This window comes from Halosolutus sp. DAT137 (assembly GCF_059736405.1).
Genome location: NZ_JCAQID010000009.1, coordinates 26,731 through 51,190, shown reverse-complemented (window position 1 = coordinate 51,190; position 24,460 = coordinate 26,731). Strand labels below are relative to the sequence as shown.

Here is a 24,460-nt window from a genome sequence, read left to right as displayed (position 1 = left end):
GCGGGGAGCCGCTCCGCGACGCGCGCGAACGAACCGATCGTTTTTGACGCCGCTGTCCCCACTACCGGGTATGGCCGACGACCCGCCGCTCGTACTCGACATCGACGGCACACTGACCCGCCCCGACGGGTGGGGCATCGACCCGCGCGTCTTCGACCCGATCCGGGAGTGGGACGCTCCAGTCGTAATCGCGACCGGCAAGGCGTTCCCCTATCCGATCGCGCTCTGTCACTTCATCGGCGTGCCGGAACTCGTCGTCGCCGAAAACGGCGGCGTCGTCTACACCGGTGACGACGTCTACTTTACGGCCGATCGCGACGCCGCTCAGGCCGTCCTCGAAGCGTACCGCGCCAGTGGCTATTCGCCAGGCTGGGGCGATGAGGACACCGTCAACCGGTGGCGAGAGACCGAGATCGCCGTGAATCTGGAGCAACCGATCGGGCCGCTTCGCGAAATCGCCGCCGACCACGGGCTCGAAGTGGTCGACACCGGCTACGCCTATCACGTCAAAGACGTCAGTCCGAACAAAGGCGACGGCGTCGCGACGATCGCTGAACACGTCGGCGTCGACCTCGACGACTGCGTAGCCGTCGGTGACTCGATCAACGACGTCTCGACGTTCGAGGTCGTCGGACGGAGTTTTGCCGTCGCGAACGCCGACGAGGCCGCGAAGGCGGCAGCCGACGAGGTTCTCGATCGCGTCCACGCTGATGGAACGATGGCGGTCCTCGACCGAGTTCGTGCAACCGAATAAGGCTCCGGCCGGAGTCGACGCGCAGTCCGCTCCCGTGGCCCGTTCGGACGACTTCCGCCGCGGGACACTTCTAGAAAAGTAGTAGTCTCTATCTCGATTGAAATATCTTCAAAAGCGCCGGCGTCGATACCGCACGCATGGCGGACGTTATCGCGAAAGTGACACGGGCAGTCAGCGATCCATCGGACGTCCAGCCCTGGATCGAGACCAATCGTCGCAAGATCGAGCGCTGGGTCCGCCGGGGAGAGGTCGGTCCGTTACTCGGCAGTGCCACGGGCGGACTCCTCGACTGGAACGCGTACCTGCGGTATCTCGACTGGAAGGGTGAGGATGGAGTCGTGATACGCGAAATCAACGGCAGTGAGATGTTTCTCGACCCGTCGATGGCCGGTCTTTCACAGGAGTTGCTCATGTACGGTGGCCGTGAAGAACTGTCGGCCAGCATCTTCGAGACGGAACTCGAACGACTCACAGAGCGGATCGATTCGACCGTTACTGTCCTGGAAATCGGCGCGAACATCGGTTACTACGCACTCCTTGAGGCACACGTTCTCGGCGATCGGGGTCGGGTACTGGCCTTCGAACCCGATCCGAGAAACGTCGACCTCCTGTTGCGATCGATCGAACACAACGGGTATGCCGACCTGATCGACGTCGAGCGGGTGGCGGTAGGAGACAGCGACGGCACGGTTACGTTCAATATCTTGCCGTTGAGTAACAAATCGCACGTCGACGAGGAGTCGTTCGTGCGGAAACACCACCTCGAAGAACAGATAGACGTTCCACAGAAGACGACGTCGACGATCCTCGACGAGCGCGACGTTACACCGGAATCGATCAACGTCGTCCGGATGGACGTCGAGGGATACGAAGCACAGGTGTTTCAGGGAATGCCCGACGTACTCCAGTCCGAGCAGCCGTTGGTCGTCTTTTTCGAACTTCACCGGTCCAGACTGGACGACGAGGCGTTCGAGCAACTGCTTCGGACCCTCGAGGACGCCAAGCTCGAGATCGTCGCCGTGACGGACCTCGTCGGGCCGATGTGGTACGAAGTCCGGCTCCCGTGGAACTCGTTCGACGAGTTACGCGAGATCGACGAGGAGCAATCGATCCACGTCATTCTCAGACGCACTCGATGACCACGAACGACCCGGCGGCGACCCCGTTACCGACCGACGCCCGCCGAGGGCGCCACTCTCAGAACGCTTTTCCTCCGTCCGACCAAGTGATCAGTATGGGACCGGTTGAGTCACCCCTGATCGCGCTTTTCGGCCTCGTGGCCACGATCGGCGTGTTCGCCTACGTCCTCCGGGATGCGACGCGCGTCGGGATGGGGCGACCGCGGCTGTGGGCCGCGATTACGGCGATTCCGATCGTCATGGGACTGAGTCTGTATCTCTTCGTTCCGACCGCGCCGATGACGGGCGTCATCCTTACCGCCAACACCGGACTCGTGCTGTACGGCTTCGAGCGGGAGGTCACGACCGAAGACGAGGAACCGGCCGAACCGGGTCAGTTGCCACACAAGAAGTGAGCGATCGAGCGGGGGTTTTTTCCGCGGTCGATCGTCAGGGCACCGGTAAACGATCGCCGCAACGACCCCGCGCGATCGCGTCGGCACAATCCACACCACACGTCTTTTGAAGACGCCCGTCCAACGACCTGCAACATGAGCGACTCCGCCGATCCGGGGACTGCAACCGACGCCGCCGACGGGGACGGCGGGGCGGCACAGGTTTCGAGTCCGGACTACCACAGCGAAAACCACACCGCGGCACAGACCTGCGGCTGGACGGCCAACGCCCTCCGCGGCGAAGGGAAGTGTTACAAGAACATCTACTACGGAATCGAATCCCACCGCTGCATCCAGATGACGCCCGTCGTCAAGTGCAACGAGCGCTGTGTCTTCTGCTGGCGCGATCACAGGGGCCACGCCTACGAGATGGACGATGTCGAGTGGGACGACCCCGAGGCCGTCGTCGACGCCTCCCTCGAACTCCAGACAAAACTCCTCTCCGGATTCGGGGGCAACGAGGACGTCCCGCGCGAGGTCTTCGAACAGTCGATGGAACCCCGTCACGTCGCCATCTCGCTGGACGGCGAACCGTCGCTGTACCCCTACCTGCCGGAACTGATCGAGGCCTTCCACGATCGGGACATCACCACGTTCCTCGTCTCGAACGGCACCCGACCCGAGGTGCTTCGGGAGTGTGACCCCACGCAGCTGTACGTCAGCGTCGATGCCCCGGAGCGACACACCTTCGATCAGGTCGTCAAGGCGATGGAAGACGACGCCTGGGAGCGACTGCTCGAGACGATGGACGTCCTCGCCCAAAAGGACGAGACGCGAACCGTCCTTCGGACGACCCTCGTCAAGGGCGAGAATATGCACCACCCCGACTGGTACGCCGGCTTCTACCAGCAGGCCGATCCCGACTTTATCGAACTGAAGGCGTACATGCACGTCGGCCACTCACGGGGTCGTCTCGACCGATCGTCGATGCCCGATCACGAGGAGGTCGTCGAGTTCACCGAGCAGGTCCGGGAGTATATGCCCGAGTTTACCGAAATCAAAGACGTTCCGGCCTCCCGCGTCGCCCTCCTTTCGAAGACCAGCGACACCTGGGTGCCGAAGCTCAAGAAGGGAAGCGAGTTCTGGGCGCGCGATCCGGTGACCGGCGACTGATCGGTGGTCGAGCTGTGCGGAGTATCCGAGAACCGATCGACGAGTGCAGCTACGCGAACTGTAGCCCGTCCGCACAGGCCGACTCGCGCGCTGTCTACCACTCGAGTCGGGACCCCCGGACGACGCCTTCGATCGTCACCCTGAGCTTTCTGCTGATCGCGACCAGCACGAGCGAGTAGACCGCTGCGCCGATCGAGACGACGCCGATCAACACGTACCACCGATCGATCGTCACGGTTCGCACCAGCGAGAAGACCACGACGAACATCAACGCCGCGGCCCCGACCTGTTCGACGATCGCCCGTGGGAACAACACGACGTCCTGCAGTTCCCGCCTGATCACCCGGGCCGAGAGGATGTACCGGAGCGTCTCCGCGATCACCGTCGCGACGACGACCCCGATCGCGCCGAACGAGAGCGTCAGTGCGACCCCGAGGACGATATTGATCGCGAGCGTCAGCGCCGAGATCCGCGTGTTGATTTCGGGCCGGTCGATCCCGGCGATCGCGCTCGTCAGCGGCCCGCTTTGCGTGCTCGCAACCTGAAACATCGCGAGGCCGACGAGCAGCGACGCGGCGTCGGCGTACTCGGGACCGAACGCGGTCACGACGAGCACTTCGGGCATCGCAACCGCACCGAACAGCATCGGAATCGCGACGATGCTCGAGAACGCGACCGTGTTCGAGACATCGGTGCTCACACCCTCGCCCTGGCTGTGGAGGCGGCTAACCCGGGCCATCAATCCGCTCTGGGCGGCCAGCATCACGAACGTCGCCGGGAGCGTGAGCTTCAGCGCGACCTCGTACTGGCCGGCCGCTGCGGGCGCCAGCAAGAACCCGAGCAAGAGGATGTCGAACCGATCGTACGCCTGTCCCAGAACCGAGTTCGGGATGCTGTACTTCGCGTACGACCAGAGACTCGACAGCGTCGGGCGAGACGGCGTCGTCGGCCGCACCCGGACGAAGTGCCAGAGCACCGGTACCGACAGGAACGTCGCCGCGGCGAGGCCGTAGGCCATGCCGGCGGCACCCAACCCGAGGAGGACGAGCGCGAGCTGGAGCGGAAACGTGAGCAGCGATCGGAACGTGTCTACCCACATCGAGGCACCGATGAGTCCGCGCGCCTGGACGACCCGGTCGATCGGCTCGTAGAGCGTGACCGACGCCATCAGGACGACGAACAGGACCGGCGCTTCGGGGAGTCCGGTGTAGGAGACGAGCCACCCCGATGCGAGGACGGCGGCCGCTCCCGTCACGACGAGCCACGCGAGCGTGAACGCGAACTGACCCCCGATGAGTTCCCGCTCCGGGGCATCGGTCTCGGAGAACCGCTTCATGATCGCCGTCCCCCACCCGTTGACCGCCCGATCGGCGAGTTTCACCAGCGAGAAGAGCAGGTAGAACCCGCCGAATCCGGTCGGGCCGAGCACTCGAGCGAAGACGACGGTCCCGGCGAATCCGATCGCGGCCATCGTGAACTTCGCAACCGTCGCCTTCACCGTCTCTCCGCCGAGGCTGACCGACGTCGCGTCCGTCATGTGTCTCGGGCCGGGAGCGGCGAACACGGCCTCTGGTCGTCAGTTGCGGGTCGTCCTGCCAGCGGTGTGCGATCGACCGTTCCGATCGCCGCTCGAACGGTCACCTCAGAGTGCCGCAAGTCGGGGAAACAGGGGATCCTCAGCATCGATATCAGCGGACGAGGTCGCGTTAGAACCCACTGCATCGTCCGGCGGTATCAGTGTACCGCCTGCTACGGCCGCTGAGACGCCGGCCGCCGATCGATCCGTCGCCGAGTCCGCGAGGCGGTGGGTCGCAGCCCGGAGGTTAAATAGCGGTTCGTGGTTCGTCGGTGTATGAGGACGCTGGGAGTCATCGCCCTCGACGCCGCCGACTACGCCCTCGCCCGCGAGTGGAACTGCGAGAACATACTCCTCGATCGCCACCGCGAACTCGAGACGTTCGCACACTCCGGGCAGAACCCGAACACGCTCGAAGTGTGGACGTCGGTGGCGACGGGCGTCGGCCCCGAGGAACACGGCCTCGCCTCGACCGGGGAGCAACAGCAGTGGCGGAACCCGGCGATCGAATACGCGAGCAAAGTCGCGCCGTATCTCCTTCCGAAGGAAACGCGCATCACGATCGGAACGTGGCTGCGCGGCGACTCCGGCGCGGGCGGCGGCGCAGGCGATGGCGGCAGTCCGAACGTGGACGGGGGGACGGGCGGCGCTGGCTTCGTCGGCGACGTCGGAATGACCCTCCGGCAGACCGACCACTCTCATCTCTTCGAACCCGCCGATCGCGTCGGACGCTGGTGGCCGGGGGTCACCCCTGCCGAGCACCTGAGCGAGACCTGGCACTGGCTCAACCTCGCCTCGAACGGCGAGATCAGCGACGCCGAACTCTGGCGACGCGTGTACGGGAACGCCGGCCTCGAGGTCGGCTGGCTCCAGGGGATGGGGCAGACGGATGTCGCCGTCGCCGGCGTTCACATGCACGTCCTCGACGCGGCGGGTCACGCCTTCGCGACTCACCCCGATCGTCTCCGGGACGTTTACGATCGAGTCGATCGCCTGCTCGGGTCCGTCCGCGAACACGTCGACGAGTTGCTGGTGCTGTCGGATCACGGGATGCAAGTCGGGTGGATCGACGGCGATTCCGAGCCCGGTTTCCACAGTTTCCGCGCGGTCGCGTCGACGACGATCGACGACGAGCCGCCCGAGAGCGTCTTCGACGTTCGCGACTGGGTCGACGCACGCACCGACGCGGGCGGGGAACGAGCCGATCGTCGATCGGCGGTGATGGACACGACCGAGCAACAGCTTCGGGATCTCGGGTATCTCGAGTGAGGTCCGCGGAAGTCAGCAGGTCGCCTCGCGCGTCGTACCCGCCGTGATTCTCCGACTCTCGAGTGCACCGTCGATCAGTCGAGATACCCCAGTTCTCGAAGGTGGTCTCTCGGGATGTCGACGCCCTCCTCGCTGACGTCGTCGCCCCCGATTCGCGTGGTCCGTGCGCGCTCTTCGACCCACTCCCGGACGTCGTACACCGATTCCGGACAGGTTTCTGCGGTCGAACTCGCGTACGCTCGCCAGGAGTGAGTCGCCGGGTTCTCGTCGGCGTCGGGCGGATAAAACGCCGCGCGCATCCCGTGGTCGCTGAGCAACAGGAGGTCGTCGCCCTCTCCGAGCGCGTCGACGACGGTCTGGACGAACTCCCCGACGCGAGCGTAGGCGTGTCCGAGCGCGTCCTCGTCGTCGGCGTAGGCGTGACCGGCCGCGTCCAGCGCGTGCACGTGGACGCCGGCGATCGAGACCGGATGGCGAACCATCTCGCGAGCCCAGGCGAACTGCTGGACGGCCTGGCCGAACAGGTCGCGTTCGAACTCGCTACGGGGCGTTCCCTGCGCGACGGCGTTCATCAGGTCCCAGGCTCGCTGGAGCGGCCGGCCGTCTGCGACTCCCGGCCAGTTGTGGACGACGGCACCGTCGGCGTCGAACATCGATTCGGCGTCGGTACGGCCGATCCGCTCGCGCTCTCCCGTCCGCGATCGGACGACCCGGCCGAGCGTCCCGCGAGTCGACTCGTCCAGCCGACCCGAGACGCGCGAGAGCCCTTCGAGGACGGGGTTGTCCCACTCGCTCGTTCCGCCGCCGGTGACACCGTGTTCGTCGGGAGGTAGACCGGTCGCCACCGTCGCCCACACCTCGGGCGTGTACGGAACGTCCTGCGTTCGCGCGAACGTTTCGAGGGCGCTACTCGAGTCGAGTCGGACGGCGTCGAGGTCGAAGTGCTCGACCAGTCCGGCGTCGAGGGCGTCCAGTGCCAACACGACGACCGTCATTCGCCGCCCCCTCCGGCGTTCGAGCGGTGTCGGCCAGCGATCGGTCGGCGGCCGGCGGTTGCGAGTTCTCGCCCGTCGCTCTTCCGGCGTCGATCGTCGGTCATGCGTATCCCAGATCCTCCAGGTCTTCTCGTAGCGCGTCCTCTGTGACCACGTACGCGGGATCGAACCGTTCGAGTTGTCGTTCGAGGGCGGGGTCGCTCGCCGGTTCGCCGTCGACGAGTCGGGCGGTTCCCTCGCTCGTCGCGAGGTGGTCGGCGTTCATCGCCGCCTTTTGTTCGCCGTAGGCGGCGAACGCGACCGTCCGATCGAGCGTCCCGACGCCGTGTTCGCTCCCGGTAAGGATGGTCGGGACGTCGATCAGCGAGACGACCTCGCCGACGTCGGGCGCGTTTCGCGTCCCGAAGGGCACGCGGAGCAGTTCAGACCGCATCTCGCCGGGGTGACCCCACAGGCCGTCCTCGCCGAGCAACTCGCCGTGGTCCGCACAGAAGACGACCCGCGTCCCGTCGGGGATCGCACTCCAGAGTCGCGCCAATTTCCGATCGAGTTCGGCGACCTCCCGGCGGTAGAGATCACGGACGAGTTCCGCGTCGTCCGCCGAGCCCCGGCCCGCGAGTACGCGACGAGTCACCCGCTGGGCCTCGGCCCGGCTCACGCTCGCGCCGTCCGGATCGTAGGGGTGGTGAGGTTCCATGAAGTGGAGCCAGCCGAACCACTCGTCGCGCTCCGTACAGTCCGCGAGAAACGCCTCGATCACGTCCTCGGCCGGCCGAAACGACTTCTCGAGGTCGACAACGCGGCTGCGAAGCGCCTGATACCGGTTCCAGCCCCAACTGGCGAGCCGGTACGCGAGGGTGCCGCGATCGAGCACGATCGCACCCTTGTCTTTCAGCGTCGCTCCGTCACCCTTCGGCGAGGCGAACGAGTCGAATCCCTCGTCGTAGCCGTACGCGGACGAGAGGAGATGGTTGGTCGTTACTGCGACGCTGTGGCGATCGAACGCGCTGGCGACGCTCGTTCCCTCGTTGAGGCCGTCGCCGGTCGCGTACTCCCCGCCGACGATCGCGGGGAAACTCCCGAGCGTCGCCGTCGAGGTCGCGAACGCCCGCGGGTGGGTTCGGTCGAGATAGTCTCTCGTCCGATCCATCTCGTCGAAGTGGTCGGCGCGCAGCGAGTCGACAGTAACGAGGAGCGTCTGTCGGGGCGTTTCGATCGAATCCGCCGCTGCCTCCGTGTCCGTATTCCGCTCCGTCGTCATCGCCGGGTCACCTCTGGCAACAGGTCGATCGCGCTCGCAGTCGCGGCCCGAAGTCGAAGCCGCGCGTCGCGAAGGGCTACCACTTTCGCGCCCAGCCACGTGGGGACGGGGATATCCCCGTCGAAGACGGCGAGGGGTTTGTCGACGGACTGGTTTCCGAGCCAGAACTCGCGGGCGACGACCTGGTCGTATCCCCACTTCTCGCGAAAGTACGACTCGCTCGCCAGGTGCTTGGCGGGGTCGTGGCGGTTGGTGTCGTACTCGCTACCGCCGCCGGGATGGTGGGGAAAAACCACGGCAGGGCAGGTTCCGAACCGCCAGTCGGTCCCCTTCCAGTGGCCGACGAAGAAGTCGAGGTGTTCGCGACCGATCACGTACCGTTCGTCCCAGGCCAGTTCCTCGAGACACGCCCGACGGAACGTCGTGACGTTCGGAACGAAATCGAACTCGACAAGCGGATAGTCGGCGACCGTCCGGGCCGTCTTCGGACCCGTATCGCGGACGAGCACGTCGCCCTCCTCGAACAGGTCGTGACACAGTCCCTGGATCCGCCCGTGTTCCAGTAACAGCCCGCTGATCCCGCCGAACTCCGGGCGCGCTTCGAGCTGTCTCGCGAGGATGTCCGCGTTCTTCGGCACCTCGTGGTCGCTGTCGACGATCGTCAGGAACTCCTCGGAGAGCGCGTCGACGATCGCGTTGCGACCGCGGCCGAGCCCCGCGTCGTACGGTAGATCGATGCATTCGAGGTCGAACGGCCAGTCCCGCTCGTAGAGGTGCGTCCGATCGTCCGTTCGCCCGTCGTCGGCGACGTAGACCGTCTCGTAGGTGTCTCCGGGGACGGACTCGAGAAGCCGCTCGAGTTTCTCGGTTCGGTTGAACACTTTGACTCCGAGAGCGACGGCGGGCGCGCTCACGGCGAGTTCACCTCCGCCCCGTTCGTGCCGTCGACCCGGGTCGGTACGATGACCGGGGGTGGTTCGTCGATCCGACTCGGCACGTCGATCGGGTTCGGCCCGTCGATCGGTTCCGGTCGTGTCAGCGTCAGTCTCAACATGTGTTACTCCGTGTATCCGAGCGACGCCAGGCGCTCCTGGACGTCGACGTCGATCGGGCGGTCGTCTCCGTCCGCCACGTCGGGGTCGAGCGTCGGCTCTCTCGTGCCCTCGTCGCGGGCTTCGAGTTCGATCCACGGCACCCGCCTGATGCTCGAAACGGGTTTGTCAGGATGCCCCCAGATGCCGAGTTCGCCGATCGCGTTGCCGTGGTCCGAACTCAGGATCAGCGTCCCGTCGACGTTGCGCCGGAGCGTCTCGACCGAGTCCAGACCCGTCCGGAGGTTGTCGGCGTAGGCCGCCCACACCTCGTCGCGATCGAGTTCCCCCTGTCGAATGCGACCCCACACGTTCAACCCGGTCTCGTCGGAATCGACGACCGAATCCGGCGATCCCCAGTTGTCCGGCCGGTACCCCGCGTGCAGGTCCGGGCGGTCGAGAAACGGCACGTGGGGCTGCATGTAGTGAACGATAACGCGATCGAACTCGCCCTCGTGATGGACACTGATCGCCCGATCGGTGAGCGGGTCCGGCCGAACCGAGCCGAGGTCGTCGTCCCAGGCGTACCGCCAGACCTCGTCGAGCAACCCGAGCTGGTGATCCTCACTGAGGACTTCTGCCGAGAACGGGTTGCCGGTTACGTAGGCCGTCTTCGCGAGCGTCTCGGCGTGCTCGGGCGTGAACGTACGGCGCATCCACTCTTTCGACGAGCCCGCGACCGAGTCGATTGCGTCCGCCTCGATCGCAGCGGCCGGGGGAAGCCACTCGTACTCCGAGGCGACCGCGGCCATCAGGTCGACCCGGCAGGCGTCGAGCAGGACGAGCACGTCCCACTCGCGCTCGAAGACGCTCTCGTCGGCGAACTCGCCCATCCACACCTGTCGGCCGACCCACTCGAAGACGATCTCGAGCGATCGCCTGGCACCCCGCTCGGGCAGCCGTCGTACGAACCGGGCGACCCCCATCAGCGGCTCACCTCACGAGACGATCGTAGTGTCGTGCTCATGCGTATCCCAGATCCTCGAGCTGTCGCATCACCGATTCGTCGAGTTCGCGGTCCTCGGAGACGTCCGTCCGCCGATCGATCGTCTCGACGAGGGCCTCGATCCGGGCTTGCGGGTCCTCGTAGGGCGACTCGCCCCACTCCGCGAACCCGTCGAACGTCTCGTAGCCGAAGTAGTCGGCGACGGCGACGCCGTCGAGCCACTCGGCGCGGTAGTCGAGGTCCTCGAACCCCTTGCGGCGGAGGGCGTCGAGGTGTCGTTCGGGGAGACCGTGATACTCGACCAGGACCTCTCCCTCGCGAAAGCCCTTCGCTGCCGGTTCGCCGCTGGATTCGCCGTCCGTCCCCTTCGAATCGCCCTCCCGGTCGGCGTTCGGAAGATTCGTGAGGTCGCGCCCTCTCGCTCCGGTCTCGGACTCGAGGCCGGCCGCGGCGAGTACCGTCTCGTGGACGTCCATGAGCGACACCGATCGATCGTCGACGGCGGCGTCTTCGACGGGCCCGTCGCGCGCGTCGTAGATCGACAGGGGGACGCGGGCGAGTTCCGGATAGATTCCCGAGAGGTGCTCCCAGCCGCCGTGCTCGCCGAGCAGTTCGCCGTGGTCGCTGACCGTGACGATCAGGTCGAACGACTCCCGCAGGTGGGCGAAGATCCGCTCGTAGACGAACGAGAGGTAGCGGACGCAGTCGTCGTACGCCCGTTCGATCGCCGCGGGGTCGTCCGTTGGCTCCCCGAGGGAGGCGGCCAGTCCGTCGATGTCGACGTCGACGGTCTTCCACGCCGCCGGCGGATCGTACGGCGAGTGGGCCTCCATCAGATTCAAAAAGAGGAACTCGTCGTCGTCGAAGCTCGCGTCGCGAACGAGGTCGAGGGCGGTACTCGCGCCCTCGTCGACGTGTTCGACGCGGCTCGCGAGCGGCGTATCCCGCAGCTTCAAGACCGCGCCGTGTTTCAGCGACGGGAGCGTCCGGTTGTCCCCCAGCAGAACTTGCTTGAGCGCGCGGGCGTACCGCTCCGGTCCCTGCTCGCGGGTCTCAGCGATGAAGCCGTCCCAGTCGAACAGGTCGTCGCCGTGGTGTCGAATGCGCCAGCTCAACTCGAACTCGTCGAAGCCGCGATCGGCGTCGAATACGGGCGAAAGGTTGGGGTTCGCACTGAACGCCCGCGTGGTGTAGCCGGCCGATCGCAACTGCTCGGCGAGCAGGGATTCCGGACAGTCGAACGTCTGTGCGCCGGCGTAGACGCCGACTTCGCTACCGTACCGCCCGGTAAAGAGCGACGCGTGGGCCGGAACCGTCCAGTGGCTCGTAGTCCAGGCGCGCTCGAAGCGCGTGCCGGGAAGCCAATCGAAGTGTTCCTCGAAGGCGTCGTCCCGGAGCGTGTCGAGGACGACGAGTGCGACGTTCGTCATGGATCGTGTGTGGAGTTGTGGGAGACGGCAGGATTCGGTATCATCTGTCGGATGTGTTGGGTTGGTCGGATGGATTGGGTGGTTCAGACGGGTTGGGTCGGTCGGATGGATTGGGTGGTTCAGACGGGTTGGGTTGGTCGGTCCGGGCGGCTCGAACGGCCTCCGGGAGGTCGTACCGAAGCGTATCGACGAGATTCCAGACGCCCGTGCGCCAGAGCCAGTCGTTGACTCGCCCGGGAAGGGTGTCGGGGACGAGTACCTCCTCGTACCGCGCGGGGTACTCCCGGCGCAGACGCGACTCGAGTTCCTCGTCGATCGTTGCCCGCGGCTGATCGGGGTGGTGCATGCGAACCGCGTCGCGGTACGCGCAGTGGCCTGGAGCGTCGCGTTCCATCCGCCAGCCGAACTCGGTGTCGTCGCGCCAGCCGGCGAACGCAGACCGGAAGCCGCCGACCTCGAGTGCCGCCTCGCGATCGAACGCGAGGTTGCAGCCGACGTAGCGGCGCTCGCCGTCGTAGGTCCGTCCGCCGTGGACGGCACCTTCGAGGCAGACGAGGGCCGGATCGCGATCGAAGGCGCACTCGACGCCGGCAAGCCAGTCCCGTGCCGGCCGGCAGTCGTCGTCGGTCAGTGCGACGATCCCACCCCGCGCCGCGCGGATGCCCGCGTTGCGCGCCTCGCAGATATCCCGCGTCGGATCGTCGACGACGATCACCTCGTAGGCGTCGATCGTTTGCTCGCGGAGGTGATCGACGACGGCGTCGTGGCTGTTGGCCGGCACCGTCGGAACGACCACGGAGACGTCGGGATCACGGTGGTCGATCGGCCGCGAAACGGTCGCTACTGCGGACTCCGTCACCCGTCGGTCACCCCCTCGAAGGTGGTCGAGTCCGCCCCCTCGCCAGCGCGTTCGTTCGGCTCATCCCGCCCGGAGTCCGCCGTCTCGGTTCGCCGGTCGGCTTCGGCGGGTCGGGGGATCGACTCCCCGGACGCCGTGTCCTCGATCACGTCCCGAAGTCCGCGCGCGAAGCGATCGTACTCGTACCGCCTCGCCTCCTGGCGGATCTCCACCGGATCGAAGTCGGACGGATCGAATCGTCGAACCGCGTCCCGGATCGACTCGACGGTCGGCTCGAAGAGGAGCCCGGTCCGCTGGCCTTTGATTTGATACCGCGTGAACCCCTCGTTCACGCCGAGCAGGGGTTTGCCGGCCATCATGGTCTCGGCCCCGACCAGCCCGAAGTCCTCCCGTTTCGGCGCGTACACGACTGCGGTAGCCCGTGCGACGAGCGATTCGATATCCTCGACGTAGCCCCGCAGTTCGATGTTGTCGGCGGTCGCTGCGATGGCCTCCAGTCGCTCTCGCTGTTCCCCCTCGCCCGCGATCACGAGGCGTTCGTCGAGTCCCGCGAAGGCCGTCGCGATCAGGTCGATCCGTTTCTCGGGGGCGAGCCGGGACCACGTGAGAAAGTAGCCGTCGTCGCCGTCGGTCCGCCAGTTGCCGGTTACCGGCGGGTAGACGACCGTGGCGTCACGGTCGTAGAACCGTCGAATCCGGTCTCTGACCAACTCGCTGTTTGCAACGAACTGATCGACGTAGTCGTTTGCCTCCTTGTCCAGCGCTCGCCACCCCTTCGCGTACGCCTTGATCCCGCTCCGGACGAAGGGGTACTCGAACGACGAGAGCCGATCCCGGTAGAGGTCGTACAGCCACCGCGGCGGGCTGTGGGGATAGTGGACGATCCGCTGGTCGACCGTCGGAACGTAGTACTTCGAAAGCGGTGCGCTCTCGAGGACGACGTCGTACTCGGTGACCTCCTCGTGGGCGTCGGTCATGTCGAGGGCCACGTTGAGCGTCTCGAGGGGATTCATCCCTTCGTTGGACCACTCGAGGAAGGGACGCCACGGCAGCGAAGTGTACTTGGCCTGCTGGAACGGGATCACGTCGACGTCCGCAGGCAGGTCAGTCCCGCCGGCGACGTAGGTCGTGTAGATCGGTGCGTCGAGCACTCGCGCGGCTTCGATCGCGAACTCCTCGCCCCCGCCGATGCCGGGGAAGCGATCGTGCAGGATGGCGACGTCGGTCACTGTAACACCTCCCGGAGTTCCCGATCGGGCGACCAGGTGCCGTCGTGTACGTGCTCGTCGTTCGTGCGTCCACGAACGAGGGCGATACTCGCACGAAACAGGGATATCTGGGTATCGAACAGCGAGTACAACGGCTGGAGCGAACCGAGTGCATCACGAGAGCCAAGCACCGTAAAGCCGAGAACCGCGGCCGGAACGAGGAGGCCAGCCGGGCCGAGGACGGCCAGCGAGCCGATCGTGGCCAGCGCGATCGAGCCGGCGACGAGCCACGGCGAGACGATCATGAACCACCAGTTGAACGGTAGTACGACGCGTCCGTAGGCCCCGTGGCGGCCGAGTGCATCCCGCTGTCGCCACAGCAGCCGCAACAGCCCCATCGCACGCCGATCTTTCTGTTTACGGCGCTTCCCGAACGCGGAGTGAGCCGCTTCTCTGTAGTGGATCTCCGGATCGAAGACGACCCGATCGCCGTTGCGTCGGATCTTCAGTGCGAGTTCGGTGTCGTCGGCGATCGAATCCTCGTCGATCGGGACGATCGAGTCGCGCTCGAACGCCGAGAACGGCCCGTGAAAGATCAGCGTCGAGTCGATGTGGGACTCGAGGACCTGAATCATCGTCTGGAGGTCACGGTATCCTCGTTCGACCTCGCTGCCGCCGATCACGTCGGTGTTGCGCCCGGTCACGGCCGCGACGTCCGGATCCGCGAGGTTCGCCGCCGCCTTCCTGACAGCGTCGGGCGCGAGCCGCGAGTCACAGTCGGTCTTCACGACGATCTCGTTGCTTGCGGCGGCGTAGGCCTCGTTCAGCGCGACCGCAAGCCCCTCGCGCTCGCCCGTTCGAATGAGGGTTAACGCCGGTTCCGAACGATCGGCAAAGAACGCCTCGACCAGGTCGGCCGTTCCGTCGTCGCTCGAATCGACGACGACGATCTCGACCCGATCCATCGGGTACGCCAATTCGACGAGTTCAGCGAGTTTCGACTCGACGATCGCCGCTTCGTTGTACGTCGGCAAGACGATACTCACCGACGGTTCACGCGGCCACGTCTCCGCGGGGGTGCCCGATGGTTCCCGGAGGTAGAATACGCCGAGGTAGACCAGATACGGAAGACCCGTCAACGCCGCTAAACCGAACAGCACTTCGAGGAGTCGCTTCATCGGAGTACGAGTAGCTCTCAACAGATCGCGACAAAGCCAATCGCCTTGCATTGTGCAAGGGACTATTCACGATTTCGCACGGTATCCGAAGCGAGTGCCGAAATGCGCCCCCGTTACCGACGACAATCGCTCCTGGCCGCCCTGCCGGGTACTCACGCCGACTCTCGACCGGTACGAGACCTGACGGCCGGAACACATAATATCGGGACTTGACTACCGTCGATAGTGACACTTCGCTCGTTCATCGACGAGGCGGGCCGGCCGGAGTACGCGATCGCAGTTACTGGCGTCGACGACGGAACGGGACTACTCACGGAGATGCTCGCCGAGACGTTCGCCGACCAGCCGATTACCGTCGAATCGAACGTCGATCCGGCTTTCGAAACCGCGTTCGAGGCGGACGGATCCTCGGCCATCCTGCTCGACGACGGCACGCCGATCGCCCACTCGACGATGGATACTCTCTACGACGCGATCCTCGCGATCAACTCCGATCTCTTCGTGACGGGGGCGCGGGGGCTCGGCGAAATCGAACTACCCGACGTGCTTGCGGGACTCGCCGGAAGTCGCCTCCGGCTTCGTGGCTATCCGCTCGCCCACAAGGAGAAACTCCTCTTGATACTCGTCTCCCGATACATCGAGCAACTGGCCTGGCGCGGTGACAGCGGAACGCTTCGATCGTCGTTCCAGAAACTTTCGCGCCTCGACGACGAGGTCGGAACCCGGAGAGTCTACGGCGAACTCGGGGCGACGAACGTTGACATCCACGTCTACGGGATCGGCGACGACCCCACACTGGATCTCGACGTGGGCGTGCATACGGGGACTAGCCGCGAATACGAAGACGGCTGGTTCGTCGTCTACACTCCCGACGAATCACCGGACGCCTGCGCCGCTGCACTCGTCTGCCTCGAGACGGAGCCAGGCATCTGGGATGGCTTCTGGACCGAGGATTCAGATCGGGTCGCGGCGATCGATGCGTACATCGCGACCGAGTTGTGAGACCGGTGGCTTTTTGCTCCGATCGACCAACGCTGGGGTAGGGAAAACTGCGAGCAACCCTATCTCAGTTCTGTTATCCATGCCACATTCGGTATGCTTTTAGGCTACTATCCCTAATCCGTGCGTATGTCACTGACGACTGAGTCCGCCGTCGGCCACGACGAACTCGCCGTACTCAAGCTGCTCGCACTCGAGGGCGGACTCGAAGGGGACATGAAGATCTCCTGTTCTCGCCTCGCAGATCAACTCGACGCCTCCAACCAGACCGCTTCCCGCCGGCTCCAGCGCCTCGACAGTGCCGGCCTGCTCGAACGCGATACGGTCAGCGACGGGCAGTGGGTTTCGATCACCGACGACGGCGAGCGGACGCTTCACGCCGAGTACGAGGATTACCGGCGGCTCTTCGAGACCGAGTCGGCAGTCGAACTCGACGGCACCGTCACCAGCGGCATGGGCGAAGGTCGCCACTACATTTCGCTGTCGGGGTACAGCCGCCAGTTCGAGGACCGACTCGGGTACGAGCCGTTCCCGGGGACGCTCAACGTCGATCTGCGAGAGGAGAGCGTCCGCCGTCGCAGCGCGATTTCCTCGCTCGAACCCGTTCCGATCGACGGCTGGGAGACCGACGAGCGAACGTACGGGCCCGCGGTCTGTCACCCTGCGACGATCGAAACGGCCGGCGGCAACCGGTATGAGGGCGCACACACCATCGCCCCCGAGCGCACGCACCACGACGAGGACCAACTCGAGGTGATCGCACCCGAGAAGCTTCGCGAAACCCTGGACCTCGAAGACGGCGATCATATTACGGTGTCAGTCGGTGATCGACGATGACCGGTCCCTCACCCAGCACCCGATCGAACGCGGAGTCCGGCGCACCCGTCGAGGATGGTGTCGCGACGACGCCGGAGGGCGATACGGCGGCATTCGACGCTGCACTCGCTGCACTTCGCGCCGGAGAGCCAGTATTGGTCCACGACGCAGCGGACCGAGAAGGGGAGACGGACCTCATCTATCACGCCGACGCCGTCACACCCGAGGCCGTCTCACGGCTCCGAAACGACGCCGGCGGACTGGTCTGTGTCGCACTCGGCCACGAGACCGCCGAGGCATTCGACCTGCCGTTTTACACCGAGGCCGTCGACCACCCCGCAAGCGGCGACCACGAACTCGGCTACGACGAGCGCTCCTCGTTCTCGCTGACGGTCAACCACCGCGACACCTACACCGGGATCACCGACGACGATCGATCGACCACCATTCGGGCACTCGGCGCGGCCGCCGCTGCGCCCACCGAAATCGACTTCGCCAACGAGTTCCGGGTTCCGGGTCACGTCCACCTGCTGAAGGCCGCCCCCGACCTGCTCGCCCACCGCGAGGGCCACACCGAACTCGGCGTCGCACTCGCCGCCGCTGCCGACCTCCCGCCGGCGGTCGTCGTCTGCGAGATGCTCGACGATGAATCCGGGCAGGCGCGGACGCCCGCCGACGCCCGCGCCTACGCCGATCGGCACGGCTTTACCTACCTGGAGGGCAGCGAGATTACGTCGCGGCTCGGCTGAGTTCTCGGTCGCAATCGGGTTCGATCGACCCAGATCGAGATCCCCTGCTTCCGTCCCGTCTTCCCCTGCTTCCGTCCCGTCTTCCCCTGCTTCCGTCCCGTCTTCCCCTGCTTCCGTCCCGTCTTCCTGCTTCCGTCCCGTCTCGATCACGCGTCCTCCTCGCCGTCGATTTCGACTTGGACCTCGTCGGGAACGTCCGCCTCGCTGTCCGTAATTCTGATGGCAAACGTGTGAACGCCCGAGTCGTCACCGTAGTCGGCGGGATAGTCGATCGAGAACGTCACGGCGAGTCCGTAGTCGGCACGTTCGATCTCGTCGAGGACGAGTTCCGGATCCGATTGCATCCTGTACTGGACGATCACCAGGTACGACTCCGAAAAATCGGTTTCCGAGACGAACTCGTGGTCGGCGTATTCGTCCACGATTTGCTCCTCGACGTCCGCCCGATCGGTAAGTACCGCGTGATGTTCTCTTCTCGTACCGCTATCCGGACCGAGCGTAAGCCCGTCCGACAGTATCTCGTCGTGACCGTACCACGTCTCGATCGCCGTGTCCGAGGGCAGGACGGGGTCGTCGGAGAACGAAGACGAACAGCCTCCTACCCCAGTCGAGAGAGCAGTCGCCGCTGTGATAAGGACTGGACGACGGTTCATACTATTCATCCGTCTACGGAAAACAAAAAACCGTCCCGAATACCGCCGTCAATCGTCGTCGGTTCCGATCGAGACGCGATCGGTCCCGGCTCCGGCCCGGTACACCGCGTACAAGATGAGCACGGCGATCGTAAAGTCGAAACTGTGTTCGACGAGGTGGTGGACGGTCATCGGCACCAGCCCGAAGACGGTCCCGAGACCGACGACCGATCGAACGACGAGCAACCCGAGAACGATCGTGATCAGCAGATAGCGGGTCGATCGGCGACGACGGTAGGCGACGAGACCACAACAAAAAAGCACCGTGGTTCCGAGAACGGCGAGGACGATGCTCGCGAGGACGACGGGTGCCAGTTGTGGGTCCAGCCAGAGGACGCCGAACGGGCTCGGAGCATTCATATCCGGTACGGTACCTCGGTGAAAGAGCACCGTAGGTGCTTCGGTCGGAGGAACTCTCGTAATTTCTCCGCGACGTCCGCGGACCCGTGACGAGCGGTCACCGGTTCGCAATTACAAGAATTTCCCCAGTAGCCACTGAAACGATTTACACAGTGATCACAACGCCGTCCTGCGAGCAGGTGTGCAGTGACGTTCAGTCGCTACTATCGCACCGATCGACGATTCTCAGTCGCCGGGAACGATCGACCCGCGTTATGTCGGGATCATATGTAGGTAGCAGTAGTCCCTACTCACACTCGCGGGACGCATTCACATGAACCAGACCCGACGACAGATTCGCGATCGCATCCACGCGAACGCCGGAATCCATTTCAACGACCTCGTCAGGTCTTCGGAGTTCGCACCGGGACAGGTCCAGTATCACGTTCGCCGGCTGCTCGCGGATGGCGAACTCGTCCGCAACGAATTCTACGGCCGAACCCACTATTACCCACCACGGTACGACGAATGGGAGCGTGCCGCGCTGGCGCTGTTCCGTCGCGAAACCGCCCGCGAAATCGTCGTCTACCTCGTCGAGAACGAACCCATCGAGCCGGCGACCATCGTCGACGATCTCGGCATCGCACGGAGCACGCTCGAGTACCACCTCGATCGCCTCGTCGACCACGACATCGTCCGGAAATCCTACGACGATCGCAATCGCGTGACGCTCTCGCTTGCTACCCCGGACCGGACCGCGCCGCTGCTGTCGGTGGTTACGCCGACGGTTCCCGATCGGCTGGTCGATCGATTCACCCGACTGGTCGACGGCCTGCTCGAGGGGACGACCGATTCGCAGTAAGCGATTGGCCCGTCGGATTTCCCGGTCCGCTCCCCAGCCGGGTTCGGCCACGGAAAAGTGGCGGGATAGTCCGGAGTCGGTGCCCGAAGCGGTTCAACTGGTGTTTGTGGTCACGGTCAACTGGTCACCGATTCGTCGATCGTTTTCGAGGATCGAACCATAATTTCGACGTTCGGACCAGAATCAAAAATAGTGGCGGGGAGAGATGGGTTGCTATGAAGCGATCGACGGACCGACGACGATTCGTGCAGGTACTGGGTGGCAGCCTCGCAATCGGGCTGGCGGGTTGTCTCGGCGGCGACGGCGGAGACGACAGGGGCAACGGCGACGAGAACGGCAACGACGACGGAAACGGTAGTAGCGACGAAAACGGCAGCAGCGACGAGGACGGTTCCGACGGGGGCGGAAGCGAGGGACTCGTCTACGCGTTCGCGCCGAACCGGATCGCGATCATCGATCCGGAAGCAGGCGAAGTCGTCGACGAAATCACCGACGGGATCGAGGACAACGAGTGGGGCGATCCGCGAGTTACCGCAGACTACGGCCACCTGTTCGTCATCGAGCAGTCGCTCGATCAGGTGCTGGTGATCGACACCGGTTCGCGGGAGATCGTCGACGAGGTCGACATCGGCCCCGACGGGACGCACATGTACTATCCGAACGACGAGGAGATGTGGGCCCACGCCGACGACGAGGGGACGTTCTACGTCATCGACGTCGACTCCCGCTCCGTCACCCAGACCGTCGAGTCGGGACTCGAGGTCGAGGGGCACGGAAAGTTACTTTACCACGAGGATCTCGAGACGACGGGATACGCGACGAACGTCAACGATCCGGGCGTACCGGTCATCGACCTCGATGCGTACGAGCGAAGCGATTTCATCGAATTCGACGACGAAGATCAGGGAACTCACTACATGGCCTACGCCCCGCAGACCGGGCTGGCGTACTTCGAGTACGGCGACGTCACCGTCGTCGTCGACACCGAAACCGACGCCGTCGTCGACGAACTCGAGTTCTCGGGCGGCATGTACCTCTCGCCGGACGAGGAAATCCTCGGCGTCCTCGACGGCGATCGCATCCGGTTTCTCGACGCGACGAGCGAGGACAGCGACGAACTCGGCACCGTCGACGTCGGGGACGGTCCCGACGCCCTCCGCTATCACGAGGGCGACGACACCCTGTACGCCTACACCGCACACACGATGACCGACGAGGCGTCGATTATCGACGTCGACGAACTCGAGGTGGTCGGCACCGTCGACGTCGGAGATATCGTTCGCCCGGAGGGTGCCCCGTTCCTCCACCGGACCGCTGTCGCCGGCGGCGGCTACTTCATCACGCCGGCCGGGGAGGACGAGACCGTCGCGATCGTCGACATGGACGCCCAGGAACTCGTCGACCACGTCGAAGTCGAATCCGGCGTCGACACCGTCCAGTACGTCGGTGACTCCGGCGTCGGCTACACCGGCAACCTCCGATAACCGATGGCCGATTCCGGGTCAGCCGATCGCCGCCGTCCGAACCGCCCCGTCCTTTCGAGGGCGGCGAGGGCGGTGTTCGTCGCGATCGCGATCGGTCTCCTGGTCGCTACCCTCGCGACGCCGGTGGCGGCTCACGCCTACCTGAGCGACGCCGATCCCGGAAACGGCGAGCAGGTCGAGACGGTCCCCGAGGACGTGACGCTGTACTTCTCCGGCGACGGCATCCAGACCGCGGCAATCTCGGTCACTGACCCCGACGGCGAAGACGTCAGCGGCGATCCTCAGATCGATCCCGACGACACGCAAGTCGTCAGGGTCCCACTCGAGGACGCGACCGCCAGCGAGGCCCCCGAGGGAATGTACTCCGTCCGGTGGGAGGTGCTGGCCGACGACGGCCACACTGTCACCGGGTCGTTCTTTTTCGTGGTTGGCGACGGACCGCTCGATCGCGACGCCGTCCTCGCGGCCTACGAGGACGACGAGGGACCCGACGAGACCGTCCCGCCGATCGAAACCGCCGCGAAGGGCCTGTTGCTGGTCGCCCTCGCCGCGCTCGTCGGCGGCCCGATCGCGGCCGGTGTCGCGCTCTATCCGGTGGCCCACCGGTTCGGATTGACGGAGAGAGCGATCGATCGACGTCTCACCAAACTGCTCGCCGCCGCCGGCGGACTGCTGCTCGTCTCGGTGCTCGCGCTGGGAGTCGTTCAGGCGCGGTCGGTCGGCCCGCTGTCGCTCGAGACCCTCGGGACGTTCCTCGGACTACCGCTCGGCCGGGCGTGGCTCGTCCAGGTCGCGTTCGCGGCCGGTCTCGTCGCGGTTCTCGGCCTCGCGGTCCGAGGCGTGCTTTCTCGTCGTCTGTGGCTTACCGGAACGGTCGCCGGCGCGATCGTCGTCGGCGGCGCGATCAGCTGGACCAGCCACTCCGCGACCGCGATCGACCGCCTGCAGGGAGCGGCCGTCGACTTCGCGCACGTCGCCGGCGCTGGTCTGTGGGTCGGCGGGCTGGTCGTCCTGGCGCTCGTCGGCCCGGCGCTCCTCCGGGAGGCAGCGCCCATCGATCGCGCGGAGGTCGCGGCCGGAACCGTCCGGCGCTACTCGCTGCTCGCCGTCGGCGGCGTGACCCTCGCGGCCGCAACGGGGCTGGTCCTCGCAGCGTGGCACGTCCCGGATTTCGAGGCCCTCGGCGCGACGCTCTACGGCGTCGCGCTTTCGACGAAAACCCTGCTGGTCCTGCTGGCGCTCGGACTGGGCGGTCTCTCCCGGTTCGTTCTCCTCCGACGCCTCGAATCCGCCACAGAGGGCGATCGCGACCGCATCACGAACCGATCGCACTCCGGGTCGGCTCCGGGAAGCGACGGGACAGTCAGAGAGGACGGCGGTCAGTTCGAAGCCGGTTCGGATGCGCTCGTCGCGTTTACCCGAACCGTCCGTCTGGAAGTCGTCGTTCTCGTTCTCGTCGTGCTCCTCTCGGGGCTGCTCACGTCCGCCCCGACGGCCGCCGTCGTCGGTGGCGACGACGGGATCGAGCGGGCGACGATCGAACGCGAGGGCGATCCCGGTATCAAACTGACCGCGATTCCCGCAGAGCGCTACGGCGACGGCGGTGAGACCGACGTCCTGTTCGTACAGAGGGGTGAGCCGGTCGTCTTCGAGGTTGCGTTCCTCGACGGCGGTGAGCCGATCGAATCCGACGGACAGGTCAGGCTGACCGCGGACGGCGACGGCGGCACGTTCGATGTCGCCCTCGAGGAAATCGAAAACGGGACCTACGCGACCGTCCAGACCCTGCCGGATGATGGCGACTGGGACGTCCGCATTACCGGCCATCCCGACGGCGGGTTCGTAAGCGAGTGGTTCGCCGTACACGTTCTGCCGGCCGACGTGGAACGCGCTGGCGGCGAACAGGACCAGGAAACCGGTGCGGAAGGCCAGGAAAGCGGCGACGACGAGCACGACCACGGCGACGACGGGCACGATCACGGCGGCGACGAACAGGATCGCGCCGACACGGATGATACCGTGTTCGCGACGCTGCTCCGGTTTGGCGCGGTCGTGGTCGGCGTCGTCGGAACCGTCGCGGTCACGATCGAGTCGATCCGGTTTCGCGATCGCTCCGTCTGACTGCCGCCCCGCCGACAGCGAAGCGTTCCACTCGCAAATCGCGAACACTTAGTACAGTGGCTTGTAACAGTGTCACCCATGGGATTCGACGAGATGGACGTCGATACGATCTGGATGGACGGGGAGTTCGTCGACTGGGACGACGCGCAGATTCACGTGCTCACCCACGGACTCCACTACGGCTCCGGCGTCTTCGAGGGCGCGCGGTGTTACGAGACCGAAGACGGCCCCGCAATCTTCCGCTGGGAGGAACACCTCGATCGCCTCTTTCAGTCCGCAAAACCCTACGAGATGGACATCGACTTCTCGAAGGAAGAACTGACCGAGGCGACGAAGACGCTCATCCAGCGTCAGAACCTTTCGTCGTGTTACATCCGCCCGATCGCCTTCTACGGCTACAACACGCTCGGCGTCAGTCCGGCGGACTGTCCGACGAAGACGGCGATCGCCGTCTGGCCGTGGGGCGCGTACCTCGGTGAGGAGGCACTCGAAACGGGTATCGACGTGATGATCTCCTCGTGGCGCAAACACGCCTCGAGCCAGATTCCGACGAACGCCAAGACGACCGGTCTCTACGTCAACAGCATGCTCGCCGGCGAGGAGGCTCGTCGAAACGGGTACGCGGAAGCGATCGTGCTGAACAAGGAGGGTAACGTCGCGGAAGGCCCCGGCGAAAATCTCTTTCTGGTCCGCGACGGCGAACTCTACACGCCCGGACTCTCGGAGTCAATTCTCGACGGTATCACCCGCGACACCGTGATCACACTCGCGGAAGATCGCGGCTATACCGTCCACGACAACGTCTCGCTCTCGCGGGGCGAACTCAACACGGCAGACGAACTGTTCTTTACCGGCTCCGCCGCGGAGGTCACGCCGATCCGGAAAGTCGACAACGTCGTGATTGGCGACGGCTCTCGCGGCCCCATCACGGCGGACATTCAACAGGCGTTCTTCGACGTCGTCGAGCGCCGCACCGACGAGTACGACGAGTGGTTCGAGTACGTCTAGACGCCGATTCCGGTTCGTCGTCGGTTCTCTCTTGCGGTTCTCCGCGCACGCTGACTGGTGATTCTCTCGCCGTTGTTCCCTTTCACTGTCGGTTCTCTATCGGCGTCGTGATCGATTCGTTGCCGGGTTCGAACTGG

Annotated in this window: 23 protein-coding genes; 12 read left to right on the top strand and 11 right to left on the bottom strand. The window is 65.3% G+C overall.

The features are described from left to right. Positions 1-70 precede the first annotated feature (70 nt). The 4 genes from AC6I6L_RS15475 to twy1 all read left to right on the top strand — a co-directional run bounded on the left by AC6I6L_RS15475 (position 71) and on the right by twy1 (position 3,440). Entirely contained in the window at positions 71-754 is a 684-nt protein-coding gene (locus AC6I6L_RS15475; RefSeq protein WP_497918664.1) for an HAD-IIB family hydrolase, read from the top strand. Positions 755-891: 137 nt separating this feature from the next. Then, positions 892-1,893, top strand: coding sequence for an FkbM family methyltransferase (locus AC6I6L_RS15470; RefSeq protein ID WP_497918663.1), 1,002 nt, complete (start codon positions 892-894; stop codon positions 1,891-1,893). Between the two features lie 95 nt (positions 1,894-1,988). Continuing rightward, positions 1,989-2,288, top strand: a complete 300-nt coding sequence (locus AC6I6L_RS15465; RefSeq protein ID WP_497918662.1) for a hypothetical protein — start codon at positions 1,989-1,991, stop codon at positions 2,286-2,288. Between the two features lie 135 nt (positions 2,289-2,423). Then, a complete protein-coding gene (twy1, locus tag AC6I6L_RS15460) occupies positions 2,424-3,440 on the top strand; it encodes a 4-demethylwyosine synthase TYW1 (protein WP_497918661.1) in 1,017 nt (338 codons plus the stop codon). A 94-nt stretch (positions 3,441-3,534) separates the two neighbouring features. Here twy1 and AC6I6L_RS15455 read toward each other — a convergent pair whose 3' ends face one another. Beyond that, positions 3,535-4,977, bottom strand: a complete 1,443-nt coding sequence (locus AC6I6L_RS15455; RefSeq protein ID WP_497918660.1) for a lipopolysaccharide biosynthesis protein — start codon at positions 4,975-4,977, stop codon at positions 3,535-3,537. Between the two features lie 315 nt (positions 4,978-5,292). Between AC6I6L_RS15455 and AC6I6L_RS15450 the strand changes: the two genes are divergently transcribed. Further along, positions 5,293-6,285: an alkaline phosphatase family protein gene (locus AC6I6L_RS15450; RefSeq protein WP_497918659.1), complete on the top strand. Its 993-nt coding sequence runs from the start codon at positions 5,293-5,295 to the stop codon at positions 6,283-6,285. Positions 6,286-6,359: 74 nt separating this feature from the next. Here AC6I6L_RS15450 and AC6I6L_RS15445 read toward each other — a convergent pair whose 3' ends face one another. The 8 genes from AC6I6L_RS15445 to AC6I6L_RS15410 form a co-directional block, all read right to left on the bottom strand. Continuing rightward, positions 6,360-7,280, bottom strand: coding sequence for an alkaline phosphatase family protein (locus AC6I6L_RS15445; protein ID WP_497918658.1), 921 nt, complete (start codon positions 7,278-7,280; stop codon positions 6,360-6,362). A gap of 100 nt (positions 7,281-7,380) precedes the next feature. Continuing rightward, complete coding sequence (locus AC6I6L_RS15440; RefSeq protein ID WP_497918976.1) at positions 7,381-8,430, bottom strand: sulfatase-like hydrolase/transferase; 1,050 nt, start codon at positions 8,428-8,430, stop codon at positions 7,381-7,383. Between the two features lie 107 nt (positions 8,431-8,537). Beyond that, complete coding sequence (locus tag AC6I6L_RS15435; protein WP_497918657.1) at positions 8,538-9,455, bottom strand: glycosyltransferase family 2 protein; 918 nt, start codon at positions 9,453-9,455, stop codon at positions 8,538-8,540. Between the two features lie 143 nt (positions 9,456-9,598). Next, entirely contained in the window at positions 9,599-10,558 is a 960-nt protein-coding gene (locus AC6I6L_RS15430) for an alkaline phosphatase family protein (protein ID WP_497918656.1), read from the bottom strand. Between the two features lie 37 nt (positions 10,559-10,595). After that, entirely contained in the window at positions 10,596-12,008 is a 1,413-nt protein-coding gene (locus AC6I6L_RS15425) for a sulfatase-like hydrolase/transferase (RefSeq protein WP_497918655.1), read from the bottom strand. 40 nt (positions 12,009-12,048) lie between these two features. Then, positions 12,049-12,867 carry a glycosyltransferase family 2 protein gene (locus tag AC6I6L_RS15420; RefSeq protein WP_497918654.1) on the bottom strand — a complete coding sequence of 273 codons (819 nt, stop codon included), beginning with the start codon at positions 12,865-12,867 and terminating at the stop codon, positions 12,049-12,051. Then, the gene (locus AC6I6L_RS15415; protein WP_497918653.1) at positions 12,864-14,096 is read right to left on the bottom strand and encodes a glycosyltransferase; all 1,233 of its coding nucleotides are present in this window, start codon (positions 14,094-14,096) and stop codon (positions 12,864-12,866) included. Before AC6I6L_RS15415 ends, AC6I6L_RS15420 begins: the two co-directional genes overlap by 4 nt. Continuing rightward, on the bottom strand, positions 14,093-15,253 hold the full coding sequence (locus AC6I6L_RS15410) for a glycosyltransferase (protein ID WP_497918652.1): 1,161 nt from the start codon (positions 15,251-15,253) through the stop codon (positions 14,093-14,095). The genes AC6I6L_RS15415 and AC6I6L_RS15410 overlap by 4 nt, the downstream gene beginning before the upstream one ends. Positions 15,254-15,478: 225 nt before the next feature. Between AC6I6L_RS15410 and AC6I6L_RS15405 the strand changes: the two genes are divergently transcribed. From AC6I6L_RS15405 to ribB, 3 genes are all read left to right on the top strand, one after another. After that, complete coding sequence (locus AC6I6L_RS15405; protein ID WP_497918651.1) at positions 15,479-16,255, top strand: DICT sensory domain-containing protein; 777 nt, start codon at positions 15,479-15,481, stop codon at positions 16,253-16,255. Positions 16,256-16,381: 126 nt separating this feature from the next. After that, positions 16,382-17,089 carry a DUF120 domain-containing protein gene (locus AC6I6L_RS15400; RefSeq protein WP_497918650.1) on the top strand — a complete coding sequence of 236 codons (708 nt, stop codon included), beginning with the start codon at positions 16,382-16,384 and terminating at the stop codon, positions 17,087-17,089. Continuing rightward, a complete protein-coding gene (gene ribB / locus AC6I6L_RS15395) occupies positions 17,086-17,817 on the top strand; it encodes a 3,4-dihydroxy-2-butanone-4-phosphate synthase (protein WP_497918649.1) in 732 nt (243 codons plus the stop codon). The genes AC6I6L_RS15400 and ribB overlap by 4 nt, the downstream gene beginning before the upstream one ends. Positions 17,818-17,963: 146 nt before the next feature. Here the strand turns inward: ribB and AC6I6L_RS15390 are convergent, their stop codons facing one another. Further along, positions 17,964-18,470, bottom strand: a complete 507-nt coding sequence (locus tag AC6I6L_RS15390; RefSeq protein WP_497918648.1) for a hypothetical protein — start codon at positions 18,468-18,470, stop codon at positions 17,964-17,966. A gap of 48 nt (positions 18,471-18,518) precedes the next feature. After that, a complete protein-coding gene (locus AC6I6L_RS15385; protein ID WP_497918647.1) occupies positions 18,519-18,869 on the bottom strand; it encodes a DUF7471 family protein in 351 nt (116 codons plus the stop codon). 313 nt (positions 18,870-19,182) lie between these two features. Here AC6I6L_RS15385 and AC6I6L_RS15380 point away from each other — a divergent pair, with 313 nt between their 5' ends. From AC6I6L_RS15380 to AC6I6L_RS15365, 4 genes are all read left to right on the top strand, one after another. Further along, a complete protein-coding gene (locus tag AC6I6L_RS15380; RefSeq protein WP_497918646.1) occupies positions 19,183-19,710 on the top strand; it encodes a winged helix-turn-helix transcriptional regulator in 528 nt (175 codons plus the stop codon). Positions 19,711-19,925: 215 nt separating this feature from the next. After that, positions 19,926-21,194, top strand: a complete 1,269-nt coding sequence (locus AC6I6L_RS15375) for a beta-propeller fold lactonase family protein (protein WP_497918645.1) — start codon at positions 19,926-19,928, stop codon at positions 21,192-21,194. A gap of 3 nt (positions 21,195-21,197) precedes the next feature. Further along, positions 21,198-23,315 (top strand): copper resistance CopC/CopD family protein, encoded by a 2,118-nt coding sequence (locus tag AC6I6L_RS15370; protein ID WP_497918644.1) that lies wholly within the window; start codon positions 21,198-21,200, stop codon positions 23,313-23,315. A gap of 78 nt (positions 23,316-23,393) precedes the next feature. Next, positions 23,394-24,323: a branched-chain amino acid transaminase gene (locus AC6I6L_RS15365; protein WP_497918643.1), complete on the top strand. Its 930-nt coding sequence runs from the start codon at positions 23,394-23,396 to the stop codon at positions 24,321-24,323. Positions 24,324-24,460 lie beyond the last annotated feature (137 nt).